The organism is Roseovarius aestuariivivens (assembly GCF_004761875.1).
GTDB classification, from domain to species: domain Bacteria; phylum Pseudomonadota; class Alphaproteobacteria; order Rhodobacterales; family Rhodobacteraceae; genus Roseovarius; species Roseovarius aestuariivivens.
In genome coordinates this window covers 334,499-351,864 of record NZ_SJEY01000001.1, presented here as the reverse complement: position 1 = coordinate 351,864, position 17,366 = coordinate 334,499, and the positions used below count along the sequence as shown (strand labels likewise).

Sequence of the window (17,366 nt, the reverse complement as noted above, 5' to 3'; positions counted from 1 at the left end):
GCATAACATGCCCGATCACGGATCCGCGAAATCGAAAGGGTTTTAATTTTCAGATGCTTGCGGGACCAGCGGCGTGACCGATACTGCCGCGTGGGATCGAGATGGCGTTGAGAACCGCAAAGCAATCCTGCCCGGGCGCCAACTGCATTTCACCCGCCGCGCGGGCGGTGATGCGCGCCAGAAGCGTGTCTTCCCCGGCCCGTAGCTTGACCGCAACGCCCGGCCCTGCGCCGCGGAACAGCGCCTCGACCGTCACCGGCAGAATGTTCTGCGACGACAGGCCCGACGGCCGGTCGCGCGACAGCAGGACATCCTGGGCCAGCACCCTCAGTCGCACGGTCGCGCCGGGCGCGGCGGAGACCCCCGGCAGCCAGAGATCGCCGCCCGAAAGGCGCAGCCGGCTGAGCCCGTCGGCATCATGCTCGACGACCCGCGCCTGCAGGACCGCGCCGGCCTCGCGCACGCCCACCAGCGGCAGTGCCTTGGGGTCGCTCAGCACAGTTTCGGCGCGCCCCGAGAGCACCGCGCGCCCGTCCTGCAGCACGATGAGATCATCGGCCAGCCGCGCGACCTCGGCAAGGTTATGGCTGACATAGATGATGGGCACGGAGGTGGCGTCGCGCAGGCGTTCGAGATAGGGAAAGATCTCGTCCTTGCGGGGCTCGTCCAGCGCCGCAAGCGGTTCATCCATCAGCAAAAGGCGCGGACGGCAGAGCCAGGCGCGGGCTAGCGCCACGCGCTGTTTTTCGCCGCCAGACAGGCTTCCGGGTTTGCGATGCAAGAGCGCGCGTAGCCCCAGAAGATCGGTCAGCCGATCCATCTCGGCCCGGTCCAGACCCTCGGGCGCGAAGCGTGCGCCGAAGCGCATGTTTGCCGCGACGCTGAGATGCGGAAAAAGCCGCCCGTCCTGGAAGACATATCCGATGCGGCGTTTTGCGGGCGGCACATACACGCGCGCCGCGCTGTCGAACAAGGTCTCACCGGCCAGGACGATCCGGCCCTCATCTGCGTGCAAAAGCCCGGCGATGGCGTTTACGAGGCTTGATTTCCCCGCGCCGGAGGGTCCGAAAATGGCCGTCACCCCCTGCCCCGCCCGCACCGACAGATCGAGTGTGACGCCCGGAAACGCGTGACGGATGTCGACGGTCAGGCTCATGCGCGGCCGATCCGGCGCGCCACGCGACGCGCCAACCATTCCGAGATCAGCACAGCGCCCAAAGCCACCGCAACCGACAGAATGGCAAGACGGATCGCCCCGGTTTCGCCGCCCGGCACCTGCAGGAAAGCATAGATCGCCGACGGCAGAGTCTGGGTCTGGCCGGGGATGTTGGCGACGAAGGTAATGGTCGCGCCGAATTCACCCATCGCCTTGGCAAAGCCCAGCACCGCGCCCGCCAGGATCCCCGGTGCGATGAGCGGCAGGGTAATGAGCACGAAACGCGCCACCGCCCCCGCGCCCAGCGTTTCAGCGGCCTCTTCCAGTTTGGGGTCCACCGCCTCGACGGCAAGGCGGATGGCGCGCACCATCAAGGGAAAGCCCATGATCGCCGCCGCCAGCGCCGCGCCGGTCCAGCGAAAGGCGAAGACGATCCCGAGATCGGCCAGCCAGCGGCCCACGGCGCCGTTGGCGCCGAAGGTCAGCAAGAGCAGATAGCCGGTGACCACGGGAGGCAGCACCAGCGGCAGATGCACCAGCGCGCTGAGCCACGCCTTGCCCGGAAAGTCGCGCCGCGCCAGAAGCCAGCCCATGGCGACGGCGAAAGGCAGGCTGACAAGCACCGCCCAGACCGACACCTTGAGCGACAGCGCAAGCGCCGCCCATTCCTGCGGCTCGAGCGTCATGGTGTGGCCCCAAGAGGGCGAAAGCCCTGCGCGGCAAACGCCGCCTGCGCGGGCGGTTCAGAAAGATGGGCCAAAAGCGCGCGCGCCACGGGGCCGCCGCGGCCCGCGACGAGGGCGGCGGGATAGACGATCGGCGCATGGAGCGCAGGATCGACGGCATGCACCACCCGCACGCCCGGCTCGGCCTCGGCGTCGCTGGCGTAGACCACGCCGAGCGGCGCCTCGCCGCGTGCCACGAGCGCCAGCGCGGCGCGAACGTTCTCGGTCTCGGCCAGATGCGGGCGCAGTTCCGGCCAAAGACCTGCCGTGGTCAGCCATTCTCGGCCATAGATGCCCGCGGGCACACCCAGAGTGTTGCCGATGGCAAGCCTGCCGCCGTCCAGGCGCGCGACCAGTGCGGCGGGGGTCACCGCGTCGAGCGCCGGGGCGCCGGCGGGTGCGACCAGAACCAGCGCGTTGCCCAGAAGATCCCGACGGGTGTCCGGTACGAGCGCACCCCGTTCTTCAAGCCAGTCCATCCAGACGGCATTGGCGAGAAAGACCAGATCGGCGGGTGCGCCCTGCGTCACCTGCCGGGCCAGAACGCCGGATCCACCGTAGGACACGACCACCCTTGCGGGAAATCCCTCGACCGCGGCCTCCAACGCGCCGCGCAGCGAGGCGGCGGCGAACACCGTCACGGTCTCTTCCGCCCGGGCCGGCCCGAGCGTCAGGAGAAGGGCGCAAATCCCTGCGAGGAGACGAAAAACCGCTGTCATCGTGGCGGAGTATTGTTGAGCCGGCAAACCAAGGCAAGCCCGCGCGGATGCGGGGCAGCGGCGCAACGCCCGCAACCTGAAAATGCGGGCGCTCGGGGTTTTTTCTGGCCAGCGCGGCGCCTCGTCCGCTATGTTCGGGATCAATCGCGGCGGAAACCGCGAAGAAATCGAGGCGACGCAGGTGATGCACCCGGGCAAACAGCAGCTTCCACTGTCGGTGGAACTGGAGCGTAAGCGCGACATGCGCACGCAGTTCGGCGCGCTGTGCTACCGCATCGTCAAGAACAAGACGCAGATCCTGCTCATCACCTCGCGGCGTACGAAACGCTGGGTGATCCCCAAGGGCTGGCCGATGCAGGGCAAGACCCCGGCGGAAAGCGCGGTGCAGGAAGCCTGGGAAGAAGCCGGGGTGAAAGGCAAGGTGACCGGTCCGTGCCTGGCGCTTTACAGTTACGAGAAACGCGTACCCGGCATGGGCACCCTGCCCTGCGCTGTCATGGTTTTTCCGGTCAAGGTGAGCGCGCTGAGCGACCGGTTCCCGGAACGCACGCAGCGCAAGCGCAAGTGGATGAGCCCCAAGAAAGCCGCGCAGAAGATCGCCGAGCCGGAGCTGGCGCATTTCGTACGCCGCTTCGACGCCCAGCGCTTCGGGCTATAGGTCGCAGGGCGGCCGCTTGAAACGGCGGCGGCAGGTCGTACATACTGCTGGCCGATGTGCTAGGGTTTGGCAGATGATCAAATTTTCCCTGAAATGCGACCGAGATCATACCTTCGAAAGCTGGTTTCAGTCGGCGGACGCCTTCGACAAGCTTAAGGCGTCGGGCCTTGTGTCCTGTGCTGTCTGCGGCTCGGACGCCGTGGAAAAGGCGTTGATGGCCCCCAGCGTGCAGGCCAGCCGGAAGAAGGCCGCGCCCCGGACACCAGCCACCGCGCCGACCACGCCGCCCGCCGACCCTGCGCCCGCCGCCACACCCGCCGCCCCGCCCGGCGAGGCGGCCAAGGCGCTGGCGGCGATCAAGCGCCATATCGAGAGCAATTCCGAGTATGTCGGCCTCAAGTTCGCGAGCCAGGCGCGTGACATGCATGACGGCGTGACGCCGCACCGCCCGATCTATGGCGAGGCGAAGCCCGAAGAGGCGCGCAAACTGATCGAGGATGGCGTGCCGGTGGCCCCCCTGCCCTTCATTCCGACCCGCAAGACCAACTGAGCCCTCTTGCCGCGCGGGCGTGGCTGGGCAATGCTGTGCCACGGCAAAGCCTACAACCACAGGAGGTCGCCCATGCATGTCGTGATCACAGGCGCCAATCGCGGAATCGGTGCGGCACTGGCGGAGCGCTATGCCAAAAGGGGCGACACTGTTACCGGCACGTCTCGCGCCGGCGGCGATCTGGCCTGTCTCGATGTCACCAAACCCGAAACGCTCACCGATCTGGCCGAGGCGCTCGACTGTAAGCCGGTCGATCTGCTGATTTGTAACGCTGGCGTCTATCTCGATAAGGGACAGAAGCTGGCCGATGGTTATCCGCCGGAAATGTGGGCCGAAAGCTTTGCCGTGAACGTCACCGGCGTGTTTTTGTCGGTGCAGACCCTGCTGCCCAATCTGCAATGCGCCGAGACGCCGAAAATCGCCATTCTGTCGAGCCAGATGGCGAGCGCCACGCGCGCACCCGGTGGCAGCTATATCTACCGCGCGTCGAAAGCCGCCGCGCTGAACCTCGGGCGTAACCTTGCGCATGACCTGAAGGATTTGGGCATCGCCGTGGGCATCTACCATCCCGGCTGGGTGCGCACCGAGATGGGCGGCGACAGCGCCGATCTGTCGGTCGAGGAGGCCGCCGAGGGGCTGGAGGCGCGGTTCGATGCTCTGGACATCGACGGAACGGGCTGTTTCGAGACATGGGACGGGCGCGCGCATCCCTATTGAACCGCGCGGGCTTCTTTCTCTTGCTCTTGGGGCCGCCGCCGCGTAAACCGCGCTCGATTTGATAAAAGGCACAGGCCATGCCCCTGCTTGTCATGAAATTCGGCGGCACCTCGGTCGCCAATATCGACCGGATCCGCCGCGCCGCCAAGCGTGTGGGCGTCGAGGTGGCCAAGGGGTATGACGTGATCGTCATCGTCTCGGCCATGGCCGGGCGCACCAACGAGCTGGTGGGCTGGGTCGAGGAGATCTCACCGTTCTACGACGCGCGCGAATACGACGCCGTGGTCAGCTCGGGCGAGGCCGTGACCGCCGGGCTAATGGCGCTGACCCTGCAGGAAATGGACGTGCCCGCGCGCAGCTGGCAGGGCTGGCAGGTGCCGCTGATCACCACGTCGGCGCATTCCGCCGCCCGGATCGAGGACATCCCGACCGATAATATCAACACCAAGTTTGCCGAGGGCATGCGCGTGGCCGTCGTGGCGGGTTTTCAGGGGATCAGCCCGGAGGGCCGGATCACCACGCTCGGTCGGGGCGGGTCGGACACCACGGCGGTGGCCTTTGCTGCCGCGTTCGGCGCCGAACGTTGCGACATCTACACCGATGTGGACGGGGTCTATACGACCGATCCAAGAATCACCGAAAAGGCGCGCAAGCTCGACAAGATCGCCTTCGAGGAAATGCTCGAACTGGCATCCCTGGGCGCCAAGGTGCTGCAGACCCGCTCGGTTGAGCTGGCGATGCGCTACAATGTGCGCCTGCGGGTGCTGTCAAGCTTCGAGGAACAATCGGATGACGCGGGCACGCTGGTCTGCGCCGAGGAGGAAATCATGGAATCAAACGTCGTCAACGGCATCGCCTATTCGCGCGACGAGGCGAAGATGACCCTCATCTCGGTCGCTGACCGGCCCGGGATCGCCGCCGCGATCTTCACGCCGCTCTCGGATGCCGGGGTGAATGTGGACATGATCGTGCAAAACATCTCGGAAGAGGGCCGCACCGACATGACCTTTTCGTGCCCCACCAATCAGGTGGCGCGGGCGGAAAAGGCGCTGACGGACGCAAAGAAAAAGGGCGATCTCAATTTCCACGATCTGGTCGCCGACACCAATGTCGCCAAGATCTCGGCGGTGGGGATCGGCATGCGCAGTCAGTCGGGTGTTGCCGCAAAGATGTTCCAGACGCTGCGCGACGAGGGGATCAACATCAAGGTGATCTCGACCTCGGAGATCAAGATTTCAGTGCTGATCGACCGCAAGTATTTGGAATTGGCGGTTCAGGCCCTGCACGACGCCTTTGGATTGGACAAAGTGGCCTGAGAACCATCCAACATTTCAGCCGCCTGGCTGGCTGAATTCTGCATCTGAAAGCGCCGTTTTGAAATTAAAACGGCGCGATCAAGCATTTAAAAGTGACCGACCGGCTTCTGTCTGACAAGCTGCCCCATGTCTGCCGATGACGCAGACGATTTTTCTAGGGGGATTTATTTTCATGAGCACTCTGACTTTTGCTTTGAACACGTTCGGAAAGCCGCTTTTGCGCGGCCTGATCGCGACCGGGGATCCAAGAGATTATTCACGCGAGCAGGCGTTTTTCATCGACCTTCTGGGCGGCAACGTGGCGCTGGCTCGCGCGCAGCAGGATATCGCGAAACTGCAAGAGCAGGTCCATGAAATTTACGCCGATCTCGAAGGCCTCGATGCCAAGGTAGAGTGGTATCACCGCAACGACCCGCTTTCCAAGGATATCTCGGCCATTTCGGACCGGTTCAAGGAGCTGTCGGAGTTTATGGACGACGGCATTGCGCGCGGCCTGTCAGACGCGCAGATCGAGGCGAACCTGCGGGATACGTTCACACGGGTCGAGCTTGCGGGTTTCGACCTGATCCTGAAGTTCATGCACCGGGTCATCCTCGATCTCCACGAGAACAACACGCCGAAGAGTCAGCAGACGATTTTCGACGCCTACGAGAATTTTCTCGCTACCAGATCGGAAAACCCGCTGGATGTGGCCAATCCGCGCGAGTATTTCTGGCGTCGCTACGAGCTTTACGACTACTACGCCTCGCTTCAGCGCAAGGCCGCGACGCTGGCCGCGTTGCATTATCGCGCTCAGGGGCTGGATGCCGAAGCAGACGGGCTGCACAGCCTTGTCGAGTCCAACCTGTCGGAGCAATACCAGCGCTTTCTGGACCCCATGCCGCCCTTCGTGAAGGCCGCCGTGGTGTCGTTCGGCAAGATGCGGATCGAACTGGACGAGCTTGCCATCCTGCCCGATGCCGAAGACGCGGCGAACTCCAGCCTGCCGGCGCGGCATACGCTGGTCGCCATGGTGCCCGGCATTGCCATAACCTCAGAGAAGGAAGCGCCGCTTTCGCCTTTCAACGGGGCGAAATGGGTGCTGACCGAGGATGGTGAGGATGCTTTCGGGCTGGTGTTCAAGCTGACGCTCGAATTTACGAATGCAGGCCAACAGCTCGTCTGGGCCGTAATCCTCTTGCCTCCAGCCAAGACGTACAAGGGTCTTCTTGCCAACAATCAGGTCACGTTCGAAAACCTGCCGCATCTGGCCATCGGCCACCAGATTTCAGGCAAGCGGCTTCCGGGCATTGGCGGGCCGTCGACCAGTTTCTTCGTCAAGGCATTGCTGGACAATGTCAGAAGGCTGCCCAACTCGTCTGATCCCATCCGGATGACACTGGGCGTGGTCACACCCACGTCCCGGGAAAACCATTCGCGCCGCGTGGCCGGCCGCAGCACGGATTTCAGCTATGACGACGCCTTGCGGTTTCGCATCGCAAACACCTCGCCCCATGGGTTGCCCGGCACGCGCATCACCCAGCGAAGCACGTCGAGAACGCGCGGCACTGTGTTTGCCGCGATCGGGTTCGAAGACGGCTTTCCCAGCCGGAGCGGCAAGGGCGATACCGTACAGGATGTCATTCGCCTGCCCGCCAATGCAAGCGCGCATCCGCCCGCGCCCCATGGCGCCTATATCGAACGCTGGGGGGCCTCGCTGGACCAGCCCGCGCGGTCGCGCGGGATCTGGCGCAACGGGATGGAGGTGCGATACAAGATCCTGACGGAAAACTTGGTGTCACGTGCCACCGAGTTCGCGGATGTGGCCCCGTCGAAGGGCGCGCGCGCCGGGGACTACTTTCGCGTCCCCCAAAACAGCGCGCTTCCGCTGATCGTGATCCCCTCCAGCGATCCCCGCGTGGATCAGTACCGCCTGTTCCGCCAGATCCGGGGCGAGGCCGATTTCACCGAAGTCACGGATATGGATTTCCTCCCTGAGGGCAGCGACGACTTCAAGGACCTGCTGGTGGATATGGGCGGCTGGATCAACGCTTGAGAGGGCGCGCCCGCGCGCCGCACTCTGGGCTTGGTTCCGCTCCCCCGCCGGTATAAGGAAGATCCGTCTAATTCCGGACGACAGGCTTTGGATTGGACAAGACGGCCTGATCTCTGACAGGAAGGGGACGGGCCGGAGGGATCGGCCCAGAACACGGGACAGGCCATGACGCAGCATTTCGAGACCGACAGCCGGCAGATGCTTGGCCGCCTGCGCGCCGTCATGGCCGAGGACGCCGCCGGTCAGCAGCGTCTGGACCGCATCACGCAGCTCATCGCCGAAGAGATGCGCACGGAAGTCTGCTCGATCTACCTTTTCCGCGATGAAGACACGCTGGAGCTTTGCGCGACAGAGGGCCTGAAGCCCGAATCCGTGCACGAAACCCGGCTGAAGCTGGGCGAGGGTCTGGTGGGCCGGGTGGCGCGCAGCGGCGTCGTGGTGAATACCGATGACGCGCCGGCGACACGCGGCTTCCGCTATATGCCCGAGACCGGCGAAGAGGCCTATTCCTCGTTCATGGGCGTGCCGATCCAGCGCCTTGGCGAGACGCTGGGCGTTCTGGTCGTGCAATCCAAGCAGTCACGCCGCTTTTCCGACGAAGAGATCTACGCAGTCGAGGTGGTGGCCATGGTCATCGCCGAGATGGCGGAACTGGGCGCCTTCGTGGGCGAAGGCGCGGCAATGTCGGCGCGCCACCAGCAGCCGGTGCTGTTTCGGGGCGCCACCGGACAGGAAGGCGCCGCGCGCGGCCATGTCTGGCTGCACGAGCCGCGCGTCGTCGTGACCAACCCCATCGCCGATGACCCCGCGCGCGAACTCGAACGGCTGCACGAGGCGGTCGAGACCCTGCGCGTGGGCGTCGACCGCATGCTGTCAACCGCGGCCAGCGGCGACAACGAACAGCTCAAGGTGCTTGAGGCTTATCGCATGTTCGCCAATTCCAAGGGCTGGATGCGGCGGATGGAGGAAGATATCGAGCGGGGCCTTTCCGCCGAGGCCGCTGTCGAGAAGGAACAATCGGCGGCGCGGGCGCGGATGGGTCAGGTCACCGACCCGTACCTGCGCGAGCGGCTGCACGATCTGGATGATCTCAGCAACCGGCTCTTGCGGATCCTGACCGGCCAGGGTCAGGAAACCGGCGCCGAAATGCCGACCGACCCGATCCTGATCGCACGCAATATCGGTCCGGCGGAACTTCTGGATTATGGCCGCAAGCTCAAGGGCGTGGTGCTGGAGGAAGGCTCTGTCGGCAGCCATGCCGCCATCGTGGCGCGCGCGCTGGCCATTCCGCTTGTTATCCATGCCAGTCGGATCACCACCGAGGCGCTGAACGGCGATCATATCCTTGTCGACGGTGATCAGGGCGTCGTGCATTTGCGCCCCGATGACAGCGTCGTCGCGGCATTTCGCGACAAGATGGCGATGCAGGCGCAAGCGCAGGAACGCTACGCCTCGATCCGCGACAAGCCCGCCGAGACGCTGTGCGGCCAGAGGATTTCGCTGCACATGAACGCCGGCCTGATGGCCGATCTGCCCAGCCTGGAAGGGTCCGGCGCAGAAGGCGTGGGACTTTTCCGCACCGAGCTGCAATTTCTGGTGCGCGCGCATATGCCCAAGCGCGCCGAACTGTCCGAGCTTTACGCGCGGGTCATGGATGCCGCCCACGGCAAGAGGGTCTGTTTTCGCACCCTCGATATCGGTTCGGACAAGGTGCTGCCCTACATGAAGGCAGTGGAGGAACCCAACCCCGCGCTCGGCTGGCGCGCGGTGCGCGTGGCGCTCGACAAGCCCGGGGTGATGCGCATGCAGCTTCAGGCGCTCATCCGGGCCGCCAAGGGCCGGGCGCTTTCGGTGATGTTTCCCTTCGTGGCCCAACGCGAGGAATACACCCAGGCCCGCGCTGAAATGGACAAGGCGCTGGAGCGCGAGCGCATCCTGGGCCACCCCCTGCCCGAGACGCTTGAGGTGGGCGCGATGCTTGAGACGCCGTCGCTGGCCTATGCCCCGGACAGTTTCTACAAAGAGGTCGATTTCCTGTCGATCGGCGGCAATGACCTCAAGCAGTTCTTCTTCGCCGCCGACCGTGAGAACGAGCTGGTGCGCCGCCGCTACGACACGCTCAACGTGAGCTTTCTGACCTTCATCGAGCATATCGTGGCGCGCTGCGCGACCCATGACACGCCACTAAGCTTTTGCGGAGAGGATGCCGGCCGCCCCATCGAGGCCGCGTGTCTTGCTGCGATCGGTATGCGGATGCTTTCGATGCGCCCGGCCTCGGTCGGGCCGGTCAAGTCTGTGCTGCGCCGCACCGATCTGGGCGAGCTGCGCGAGGTGATCCACACGGCCCGCGCCGATGGGCACCAATCGGTGCGACCGCGCGTGATGGAATACCTCAAGGGCAAGCTTTGAGATCTCGGTTCACGAAGCGACGCACGCCGTGAACCGAACTTGCGCGCGACGCCGCCCTAGCCGCGGGTGGTGAAGTTCTGTAGGTCCTCCGGGCTGAAATCCCGCAGGCATTCGATCACGTCATCGATACTCGGCGGACAATGCTCGGGAAAGCAGGGCGATGTAAGCCACATGCAAAGCTGGATTTTCCAGAACGGATCGAACCGCGTCCGGGCGGGGGCCGTGCCGAAATCTTCCCGCGTCAGGCGCAGCAGGATCTCGTCCGCGCGCTCCGGCTCGTAGGCCAGCATGAACTGGTTTTCTTTCTGATCGAAGGCGAAAACGGCGGATTTGTCCCCGAATCTGTCTTTAAGAGCCTGAGTCATTTGAAATCTCCTTAAAAAATACTTTTTGCTAATGAGTTCTAGTATAGCGCGAAATCCGCATTGCCGGTGTTTCGGATTTTCACGTCGGCAATTAGCTGCCCAAGCCGGTGCCAACCGGGGACCTGTCCGGTTCGTGTGGATCTTGAAGCGAAAGGCGTTATGCGCGCTTCACCGGTGGCGCCTCGACCAGCGCGCGGAATTCCTCGATCAGGTCGGCATGGTCGCGATCGGATTCGATCGCCAGACGGCGCAGGCCGAAATGGATATGGGCCATCTGCTGGTAATAGCTGGTGTAGACGTAATTCGTGGCAGCGCCCGCGGCAGCGCCCAGCACCGGCACGGTCTGGGCCGCGAGCTTCTGGCTCAGGACCGCGCCCAGGCGCGGTGCGACACGCGCGATCAGCGCCTGCACCGCTTTGCCCGTGACCGCGACCCGCGTGGTCAGAAAGGCCAGGTCAGATCCGTCGTCGTGATCGAGCGGCCCGGCGGCGGCGAAGACCTGAATACAGTCGTATTGAACCCCCGGTTCGGCGGGGTCGAAACCGTGCTCGACAGCGACATCCTGAATCGCGCGCAACAGGACGGTCGTGGTCACAGGCAATTCCGCCAGTGCCGTGGGCAGCCCGCCCATGCCCCCCATGCAGCCCATTGCGGTGGAAAGCGCACGGCTCCACCAGCCCGGCGTTTCGGTCAGAACATCGCGCGAGCGGTGCGCGGCCTGCATCGCAGAGTGCAGCGCGCGCTCGGTCGTCTCGCCCAGCTTCTGGCGCGCGCCCTCGGGCAGCCGGTCGAGCAGTGACTCGGCCTGTTCGCCCACCAGATTGAGGATCTGGATCCCGAGATTGCCCGCCCGCCTGTGCCGCTCGGCCAGCGCACGCAGCCGCGCCTCGGTCTCTTGCGGCGTGATCGGGGCGGGCAGCAGTTCCGGCGGGGGCATATCTGTCATCGCCTTAAGATCGGCGGCCCGGGCCGGGATTTCAAGCGGCGCGTTCCACGAGACCGCGAATGCCGTCCCACGCCCCGGGCGTCAGTGCGAGGCCGAGCACCCGGTCGGGGTTCGTCGGCGGCGGCATCTCGACCCCGTCGAGCCGGGCAAAGCCGAAGCGCCCGTAATAGGGCGCGTCTCCGACCAGAAGCGCGCGCTGCCAGCCCGCAGCACCCGCGCGCTCGGCCACGGCCCGGATAAGATAACCGCCCAGCCCTTCGCCCTGATGCGTCGGATGCACCGCGACCGGCCCGACCAGAAGGGCCGGCTTTCCGCCGGCGCGCACCGGCCAGACGCGGATCGCACCGGCCAGAATGCCGTCGGCGTCCCGTGCCACAAGGCAGAGCCCGGCCACCGGATCGACCCCGTCCCGCAAGCGGTAGGACGACAACGCCTCGCGCCCCGGGGCGAAGCATAGGTCGTAAAGCGCCTCGACCTCCCACCAGTCATCGCTGTTTTCTTGGTTTAATTCGATCACGGCTTAGGTCTCTGGCGGTCCCGGTCGGTTCATTTCCGGCTGGCCCGTCGCCTAGCATGGCGCTAGGGCTTCTACAAACACCAGATGAAAGCAGGGACACAACATGTTCTACCGCCCCGAAGACGGCCACGGTCTGCCGCACAACCCGTTCAACGCCATCGTGTCACCCCGGCCCATTGGCTGGATTTCGACGCGCGGCGGCGACGGGTCGGAAAACCTCGCGCCCTATTCCTTCTTCAACGCCGTGGCCTATGTGCCGCCACAGGTCATGTTCTCGTCGACCTCGGCCAAGCCGGACCGGGGCGACACCAAGGACAGCGTCGCCAATATCCGCGACACGGGCGTGTTCTGCGTCAACATCGTGCAATACGCCATGCGCGAGGCGATGAACGCCAGCTCGGGCCCGTGGGACAAAGACACCGATGAATTCACGCTTGCCGGGCTGGAACGGGTGGAGTGCGAAACCATCCCCTGCTCGCGCGTCAAGGGCGCGCCCGCGGCGCTGGAATGCAAGCTGACCGAGATCGTGCGTTTGCCCGGCGAGGCCAATTTCGCCGTCTTCGGCGAGGTGATCGGCGTGCATATGCGCGACGACTGCCTGAAAGACGGTATGTTCGACGTGACGATCTACCAACCGCTCGCGCGTATGGGGTATCAGGATTACGCCACGGTCAAAGAGGTCTTTTCGATGACGCGCCCCGGCTGAGGCCGCGTGCGGGGCGTTAATGCCCCGCTCCCAGCACTCCGGTCTTGACCTGGTAATCGACGGCCAGGCTGTAATCGGGGTCATCATCGCTGTCGACCATCAGGTGTCCGGCCTTGGACAGAAGCCGGTGACAATCGCGGCTCAGATGGCGCAGCTGAAGCTCCTTGCCGGCGCCTTCGTATTTCATCGCCATCGCCTCGATCGCCTGCAGCGCGGACTGGTCCACCACCCGGCTTTCGGCGAAATCGACGATCACCCTGTCGGGATCACCGCTGACGTCGAACATCTCGCCAAAACCCGCCGCGGACCCGAAGAACAGCGGCCCCTGCACGCGATAGACCTTGGTGCCGTCGATCTCTTTGCCGGTAATGGCGTGGATGCGCGTGGCGTTGTTCCACGCATAAGCCAGCGCCGAGACGATCACGCCGACCACCACGGCAATGGCGAGGTCGTATTTCACCGTCACGACTGTCACCAGCACGATCACCATCGCATCGGTCAGCGGCACCTTGCGCAGGATCGTGAGCGAATTCCAGGCGAAGGTGCCGATCACCACCATGAACATCACGCCCACGAGCGCCGCCAGCGGGATCTGCTCGATCATCGGTGCGGCGAACAGGATGAAGGCCAAAAGAAAGAGCGCCGCGGCGATCCCCGCCAGTCGTGTGCGCCCGCCCGATTTCACGTTGATAATCGACTGACCGATCATCGCGCAGCCGCCCATGCCGCCGAAAAAACCGGTGGCGGTGTTGGCCACGCCCTGGGCCACGCATTCCTGGCTGGCGCCGCCGCGCTTGCCCGTCATCTCGCCCACGAGGTTGAGCGTCAGCAGGCTTTCGATCAGCCCGATCGCGGCGAGGATGATCGCATAGGGCAGGATGATTTCCAGCGTCTCAAGCGTCAGCGGCACGGTGGGGATGTGAAACGCCGGCAGCCCGCCCTCGATCGAGGCCAGATCGCCCACGCGTGGCACGTCGAGCCCCAGCGCGATGACAAGCCCCGCCACCACTGCGATGCCGGCCAAGGGCGCGGGGACCACGCGGGTGACACGCGGCATGATCCAGATGATGGCCATGGTCAGCGCCACGAGGGCCAGCATCGTCGCCAGTTCCGGCCCGGCCAGCCAAGCGCCGCCGCTCATCCCGTGGCCGGTATTGATCATGGAGCCCGGCACCTTGAACTGGCCGAGCTGGGCCAGGAAGATCACGATCGCAAGCCCGTTGACGAAGCCCAACATGACGGGATGCGGCACAAGCCTGATGAACTTGCCCCATCTCAGAACACCGGCGGTGATCTGCAAGAGACCCATCAAAACAACCGTGGCGAAAAGATATTCGACCCCGTGCTGCGCCACCAGCGACACCATCACGACAGCAAGTGCGCCGGTCGCGCCGCTGATCATGCCGGGGCGCCCGCCAATGAGCGCGGTGATCAGCCCCACCATGAACGCCGCGTAAAGCCCCACCAAAGGGTGCACGCCCGCGACAAAGGCAAAGGCCACCGCCTCGGGCACAAGGGCCAGCGCAACAGTCAGACCCGACAGGATCTCAATGCGCAGCCGCTCCACGCCGAAGCCCTCGCCGCTTCCGAGAACGAGATCGGGGCTCAGGCGCTCGGCCAGCGCGGGCAAAAGGGCTTTTCTTGCGGGCATTACGGATCCGTTCTTGGCTTGTGGAAGGCGCCGGGTATCCGCGTGAGGCGCGAAAGACCACCCTTAATCCCGGGATGCAGCCATGCGCCGCAGGTAGATCTGCGGAAAAATCAGGCTTACTTGCCGTAATAGTCGCGAAACCAGGCGACGAATTGCGCGATCCCGTCTCGGATATCGGTCTGCGGACGATACCCGGTCAGGTTTTGCAGCAGCTCGGCGTCCGCCCAGGTGGCCGGCACGTCGCCTTTCTGCATCTCCATGAGGTTGCGCTTGGCCGGAATGCCGATCACCTCTTCCAGCGCGTCGACGAAATCCAAAAGGCGCACGGTCTGAGAATTGCCTATATTGACGATCCGGTAGGGCGCCACAGGCGAAAGGCTGTCCCCGTCGGCAATGTCCTCTGGCGCGGCGGGGCGTTCCGGCACCGCGTCCATCAACAGGCGAATACCGCGCACCAGATCGTCGACATAGGTGAAATCGCGGTACATCTCGCCGTGATTGTAGATGTCGATGGGCCGCCCGTCGAAGATCGCGTCGGTGAACTTGAACAGTGCCATATCGGGCCGGCCCCAGGGGCCGTAGACCGTAAAGAAACGGAACATCGTGGTGGGCAGATTCCACAGATGGGCATAGGCATGGCCCATCGATTCCGTCGCCTTCTTGGTGGCGGCGTAAATCGTCATCTGCGTGTCGGCCTTCTGCGTTTCACGATAGGGCATCTCGGTCTCGGCACCGTAGGCCGAACTGGTCGAGGCCATGAGCAGATGCCGGACCTCATGGCGGCGCGCGGCCTCCATCACGTTGAAGGTGCCCACGACGTTGGCGTCGATATAGGCGCGGGGATTATCAAGGCTGTAACGCACACCGGCCTGGGCCGCGAGATGCACGATGATGTCGGGGGCGAAGGCGTCGATGGCCGCGGCCAGCGTGTCGTTTTCCTCCAGCATGGCCTCGGTTGCGGTGAATCCCTCGCTTTGGCGCAGCATGGCGTGGCGGCGCTGTTTCAGGCTGACGTCGTAATAGTCGGTCATCCCGTCAAAGCCATGCACGGTCATGCCTTCGTCCAGCAATAGCTTCGCGAGGTGAAAACCGATGAACCCCGCCGTGCCGGTGATGAAAACCCGTGTCATGCCGCCGTTCCGATACTGCCCTGCTGCGCCCCGTCAAGCGGTAGCGGCGGCGCGTGCGCCGCACAAGACGCGCGGCGGAACTTCAAACCTGTTGACGCCTTTGTGCCACGTGCGCGCCGGCCCGTGCGCGCAGCGCGGGCGCGTAGGCCACATGTCGACCCCGTCCGCCGTCCTTGGCCGCGTAAAGCGCGATATCGGCGTCTTCCATCATGGCCTCGATCCGGGGATCGTCGTAATCGCGGCTGAGCGTACTTCCAAGGCTTGCGGAGATCCGGCAGATCCTGTCGCGGAACACGATCGGCTCTTCCAGCCGCCGGATCAGCCGCGCGGCGATATCGCCCAGATTGCCGGGCCGGATGAGCGGCGCGAAGATCAGGACGAATTCGTCGCCGCCGACCCGGATGATCGTGTCGCCCGCCCGGGTTTCGTCACGCAGGATGCGCGCCACGGTTTCCAGCACGTGATCGCCCGCCGCGTGACCCATCGTATCGTTGACCGACTTGAAATGATCGAGATCGAGATGCATGAGCGCGAAATCCTCGCCCGCCTCGATCAGCCGGCTCATCACCGGTTCCAGCGCGCGGCGGTTGTTGAGCCCGGTCAGCGTGTCGGTATAGGCCTGCGCCTCGGCGGCGATCTTGGCGCCCTGAAGTCGCAGGTTGAGCTTGCGCGAGGCCTCCATCGCCGCCGATTTCGCCTCGACCAGATACAGCATCTCGACCGTCAGGTCGGTGGCGGCGAAATCGGCGTTGCTGAGGGCGTAATTCCGCACCGCGTCGACCACCGACAGTCCGAAGGACAGGTTGACCACAAGCGCACCGTCGGGCCCGCCCGGAAGAGGCATCAGAACACCCTTCATCTCGCTGCGCGGGTCCGCCCGCAGACGTAGGTGCAGCCGCTGGCCCGCGATGCCGCAAAGCGACGTCATGCTGGCCGGCACGGAAGGCCGCAGGAGTTCGAACAGCTCTAGAAAGCGCCGGCCGGTGACCGGCGGGTCGCCCAGGATCTTGGTCAGGGTCGGACCGGCATGGCGCACATGGCCGGTCGGCGAAAGAATGGCATGCATCGGACAGAGCGTGTCGAGCATCGCCGCAAGATCCGTCTCCGGCGCGCTCATCCCGGCACCTGTCCCAACGCGAAACTGCGCCCTTCCGCAAAGGCGGCTTCCAGCAGATCGACCGAAATCACCTCGGTTCCGGCGCTGCCGCCCTTGTGGTCCAGCACGACCAGCGCGCCATAGTCATCCGCCATCGCCCGCAAAAGCCCCACAAGGGCATGGCCGAAAACGGGCGGAAGATCAGGCCCATGCACCACCTTGAGCGAGAAGTGCTGCAGATTATGTTCGCGCAATTCCAGCCGGGGCAGGATGAGATCGGGCACCGCCAGGCGGGCGCGGGCCGGAAGATCATCGAGCGAGCGCAGGAATTCGGTGAAGTTGTCGCCCGAGAACCGCAGCAGGCGCCGCACCCGCTCGCAATTGGGATGCGACACAAGGTAGGTGCCGATATCCTCTGACAGGGTCTCGACCGGTTTTTGCTGCTCGCGCGCAAGTTCGTGCAGCAGTGCCAGGGTGATGTCGTCTTCGTAGGTCAGCATCGCCTCGACCTCGTTGAAGCCGAGATCGCAATGCAGCGCCAGGGCGACCCACGCCTTGCGCCCATAGGTATCGCGAACGAACATCTCGATCGCGCGATTGATCAAGCCGTGCATCGCGGGCTCCGGATATGCTGGTGCGGGACCGTGCCACAGATGTCTTAACCAATGAT

The 17,366-nt window shown here is 64.6% G+C and carries 17 protein-coding genes; 7 read left to right on the top strand and 10 right to left on the bottom strand.

Annotated elements, in window-relative coordinates:
• Positions 1-49 precede the first annotated feature (49 nt).
• The 3 genes from modC to modA are packed head-to-tail and all read right to left on the bottom strand — an operon-like array spanning position 50 to position 2,600.
• Complete coding sequence (gene modC, locus EZV60_RS01690; protein WP_135501496.1) at positions 50-1,156, bottom strand: molybdenum ABC transporter ATP-binding protein; 1,107 nt, start codon at positions 1,154-1,156, stop codon at positions 50-52.
• Positions 1,153-1,842 (bottom strand): molybdate ABC transporter permease subunit, encoded by a 690-nt coding sequence (gene modB, locus EZV60_RS01685; protein WP_135501494.1) that lies wholly within the window; start codon positions 1,840-1,842, stop codon positions 1,153-1,155. Before modB ends, modC begins: the two co-directional genes overlap by 4 nt.
• Positions 1,839-2,600, bottom strand: coding sequence for a molybdate ABC transporter substrate-binding protein (gene modA, locus EZV60_RS01680; protein ID WP_135501492.1), 762 nt, complete (start codon positions 2,598-2,600; stop codon positions 1,839-1,841). Before modA ends, modB begins: the two co-directional genes overlap by 4 nt.
• Positions 2,601-2,730: 130 nt before the next feature.
• On the opposite strand from modA, the gene EZV60_RS01675 reads away from it, so the two are divergent.
• The 6 genes from EZV60_RS01675 (at position 2,731) to ptsP (ending at position 10,285) form a co-directional block, all read left to right on the top strand.
• Positions 2,731-3,258, top strand: a complete 528-nt coding sequence (locus EZV60_RS01675; RefSeq protein WP_245306168.1) for an NUDIX hydrolase — start codon at positions 2,731-2,733, stop codon at positions 3,256-3,258.
• 73 nt (positions 3,259-3,331) lie between these two features.
• Positions 3,332-3,808 (top strand): DUF1178 family protein, encoded by a 477-nt coding sequence (locus tag EZV60_RS01670; protein WP_135501490.1) that lies wholly within the window; start codon positions 3,332-3,334, stop codon positions 3,806-3,808.
• A gap of 72 nt (positions 3,809-3,880) precedes the next feature.
• The gene (locus EZV60_RS01665) at positions 3,881-4,525 is read left to right on the top strand and encodes an SDR family NAD(P)-dependent oxidoreductase (protein WP_135501488.1); all 645 of its coding nucleotides are present in this window, start codon (positions 3,881-3,883) and stop codon (positions 4,523-4,525) included.
• A gap of 77 nt (positions 4,526-4,602) precedes the next feature.
• Positions 4,603-5,841: an aspartate kinase gene (locus tag EZV60_RS01660; RefSeq protein WP_135501486.1), complete on the top strand. Its 1,239-nt coding sequence runs from the start codon at positions 4,603-4,605 to the stop codon at positions 5,839-5,841.
• A 172-nt stretch (positions 5,842-6,013) separates the two neighbouring features.
• A complete protein-coding gene (locus EZV60_RS01655; RefSeq protein ID WP_135501484.1) occupies positions 6,014-7,876 on the top strand; it encodes a hypothetical protein in 1,863 nt (620 codons plus the stop codon).
• 165 nt (positions 7,877-8,041) lie between these two features.
• The gene (ptsP, locus tag EZV60_RS01650; RefSeq protein ID WP_135501482.1) at positions 8,042-10,285 is read left to right on the top strand and encodes a phosphoenolpyruvate--protein phosphotransferase; all 2,244 of its coding nucleotides are present in this window, start codon (positions 8,042-8,044) and stop codon (positions 10,283-10,285) included.
• Between the two features lie 56 nt (positions 10,286-10,341).
• Here the strand turns inward: ptsP and EZV60_RS01645 are convergent, their stop codons facing one another.
• The 3 genes from EZV60_RS01645 to EZV60_RS01635 form a co-directional block, all read right to left on the bottom strand.
• Positions 10,342-10,650 (bottom strand): hypothetical protein, encoded by a 309-nt coding sequence (locus EZV60_RS01645; RefSeq protein WP_135501480.1) that lies wholly within the window; start codon positions 10,648-10,650, stop codon positions 10,342-10,344.
• A gap of 157 nt (positions 10,651-10,807) precedes the next feature.
• Entirely contained in the window at positions 10,808-11,587 is a 780-nt protein-coding gene (locus EZV60_RS01640; protein WP_135501478.1) for an EcsC family protein, read from the bottom strand.
• A gap of 40 nt (positions 11,588-11,627) precedes the next feature.
• Entirely contained in the window at positions 11,628-12,113 is a 486-nt protein-coding gene (locus EZV60_RS01635; protein ID WP_135501476.1) for a GNAT family N-acetyltransferase, read from the bottom strand.
• Positions 12,114-12,216: 103 nt separating this feature from the next.
• Between EZV60_RS01635 and EZV60_RS01630 the strand changes: the two genes are divergently transcribed.
• Positions 12,217-12,819, top strand: coding sequence for a flavin reductase family protein (locus tag EZV60_RS01630; protein WP_135501474.1), 603 nt, complete (start codon positions 12,217-12,219; stop codon positions 12,817-12,819).
• A gap of 16 nt (positions 12,820-12,835) precedes the next feature.
• On the opposite strand, the gene EZV60_RS01625 is transcribed toward EZV60_RS01630, so the two are convergent.
• From EZV60_RS01625 to EZV60_RS01610, 4 genes are all read right to left on the bottom strand, one after another.
• On the bottom strand, positions 12,836-14,470 hold the full coding sequence (locus EZV60_RS01625) for a SulP family inorganic anion transporter (protein WP_135501472.1): 1,635 nt from the start codon (positions 14,468-14,470) through the stop codon (positions 12,836-12,838).
• A 116-nt stretch (positions 14,471-14,586) separates the two neighbouring features.
• Positions 14,587-15,600, bottom strand: coding sequence for an NAD-dependent epimerase/dehydratase family protein (locus tag EZV60_RS01620; protein WP_135501470.1), 1,014 nt, complete (start codon positions 15,598-15,600; stop codon positions 14,587-14,589).
• A gap of 82 nt (positions 15,601-15,682) precedes the next feature.
• Positions 15,683-16,717 (bottom strand): diguanylate cyclase domain-containing protein, encoded by a 1,035-nt coding sequence (locus EZV60_RS01615; protein WP_135501468.1) that lies wholly within the window; start codon positions 16,715-16,717, stop codon positions 15,683-15,685.
• On the bottom strand, positions 16,714-17,310 hold the full coding sequence (locus tag EZV60_RS01610; RefSeq protein ID WP_135501466.1) for a heme NO-binding domain-containing protein: 597 nt from the start codon (positions 17,308-17,310) through the stop codon (positions 16,714-16,716). The genes EZV60_RS01615 and EZV60_RS01610 overlap by 4 nt, the downstream gene beginning before the upstream one ends.
• Positions 17,311-17,366 lie beyond the last annotated feature (56 nt).

Coding starts and splice junctions, on each gene's coding strand:
- EZV60_RS01665 (WP_135501488.1), top strand. CDS start 3,881: ATGCATGTCGTGATCACAGGCGCCAATCGCGGAATCGGTGCGGCACTG.
- EZV60_RS01645 (WP_135501480.1), bottom strand. CDS start 10,650: ATGACTCAGGCTCTTAAAGACAGATTCGGGGACAAATCCGCCGTTTTC.
- ptsP (WP_135501482.1), top strand. CDS start 8,042: ATGACGCAGCATTTCGAGACCGACAGCCGGCAGATGCTTGGCCGCCTG.
- EZV60_RS01660 (WP_135501486.1), top strand. CDS start 4,603: ATGCCCCTGCTTGTCATGAAATTCGGCGGCACCTCGGTCGCCAATATC.
- EZV60_RS01630 (WP_135501474.1), top strand. CDS start 12,217: ATGTTCTACCGCCCCGAAGACGGCCACGGTCTGCCGCACAACCCGTTC.
- EZV60_RS01675 (WP_245306168.1), top strand. CDS start 2,731: ATGTTCGGGATCAATCGCGGCGGAAACCGCGAAGAAATCGAGGCGACG.
- modC (WP_135501496.1), bottom strand. CDS start 1,156: ATGAGCCTGACCGTCGACATCCGTCACGCGTTTCCGGGCGTCACACTC.
- EZV60_RS01620 (WP_135501470.1), bottom strand. CDS start 15,600: ATGACACGGGTTTTCATCACCGGCACGGCGGGGTTCATCGGTTTTCAC.
- EZV60_RS01670 (WP_135501490.1), top strand. CDS start 3,332: ATGATCAAATTTTCCCTGAAATGCGACCGAGATCATACCTTCGAAAGC.
- EZV60_RS01640 (WP_135501478.1), bottom strand. CDS start 11,587: ATGCCCCCGCCGGAACTGCTGCCCGCCCCGATCACGCCGCAAGAGACC.
- EZV60_RS01655 (WP_135501484.1), top strand. CDS start 6,014: ATGAGCACTCTGACTTTTGCTTTGAACACGTTCGGAAAGCCGCTTTTG.
- modB (WP_135501494.1), bottom strand. CDS start 1,842: ATGACGCTCGAGCCGCAGGAATGGGCGGCGCTTGCGCTGTCGCTCAAG.
- EZV60_RS01615 (WP_135501468.1), bottom strand. CDS start 16,717: ATGAGCGCGCCGGAGACGGATCTTGCGGCGATGCTCGACACGCTCTGT.
- EZV60_RS01610 (WP_135501466.1), bottom strand. CDS start 17,310: ATGCACGGCTTGATCAATCGCGCGATCGAGATGTTCGTTCGCGATACC.
- modA (WP_135501492.1), bottom strand. CDS start 2,600: ATGACAGCGGTTTTTCGTCTCCTCGCAGGGATTTGCGCCCTTCTCCTG.
- EZV60_RS01625 (WP_135501472.1), bottom strand. CDS start 14,470: ATGCCCGCAAGAAAAGCCCTTTTGCCCGCGCTGGCCGAGCGCCTGAGC.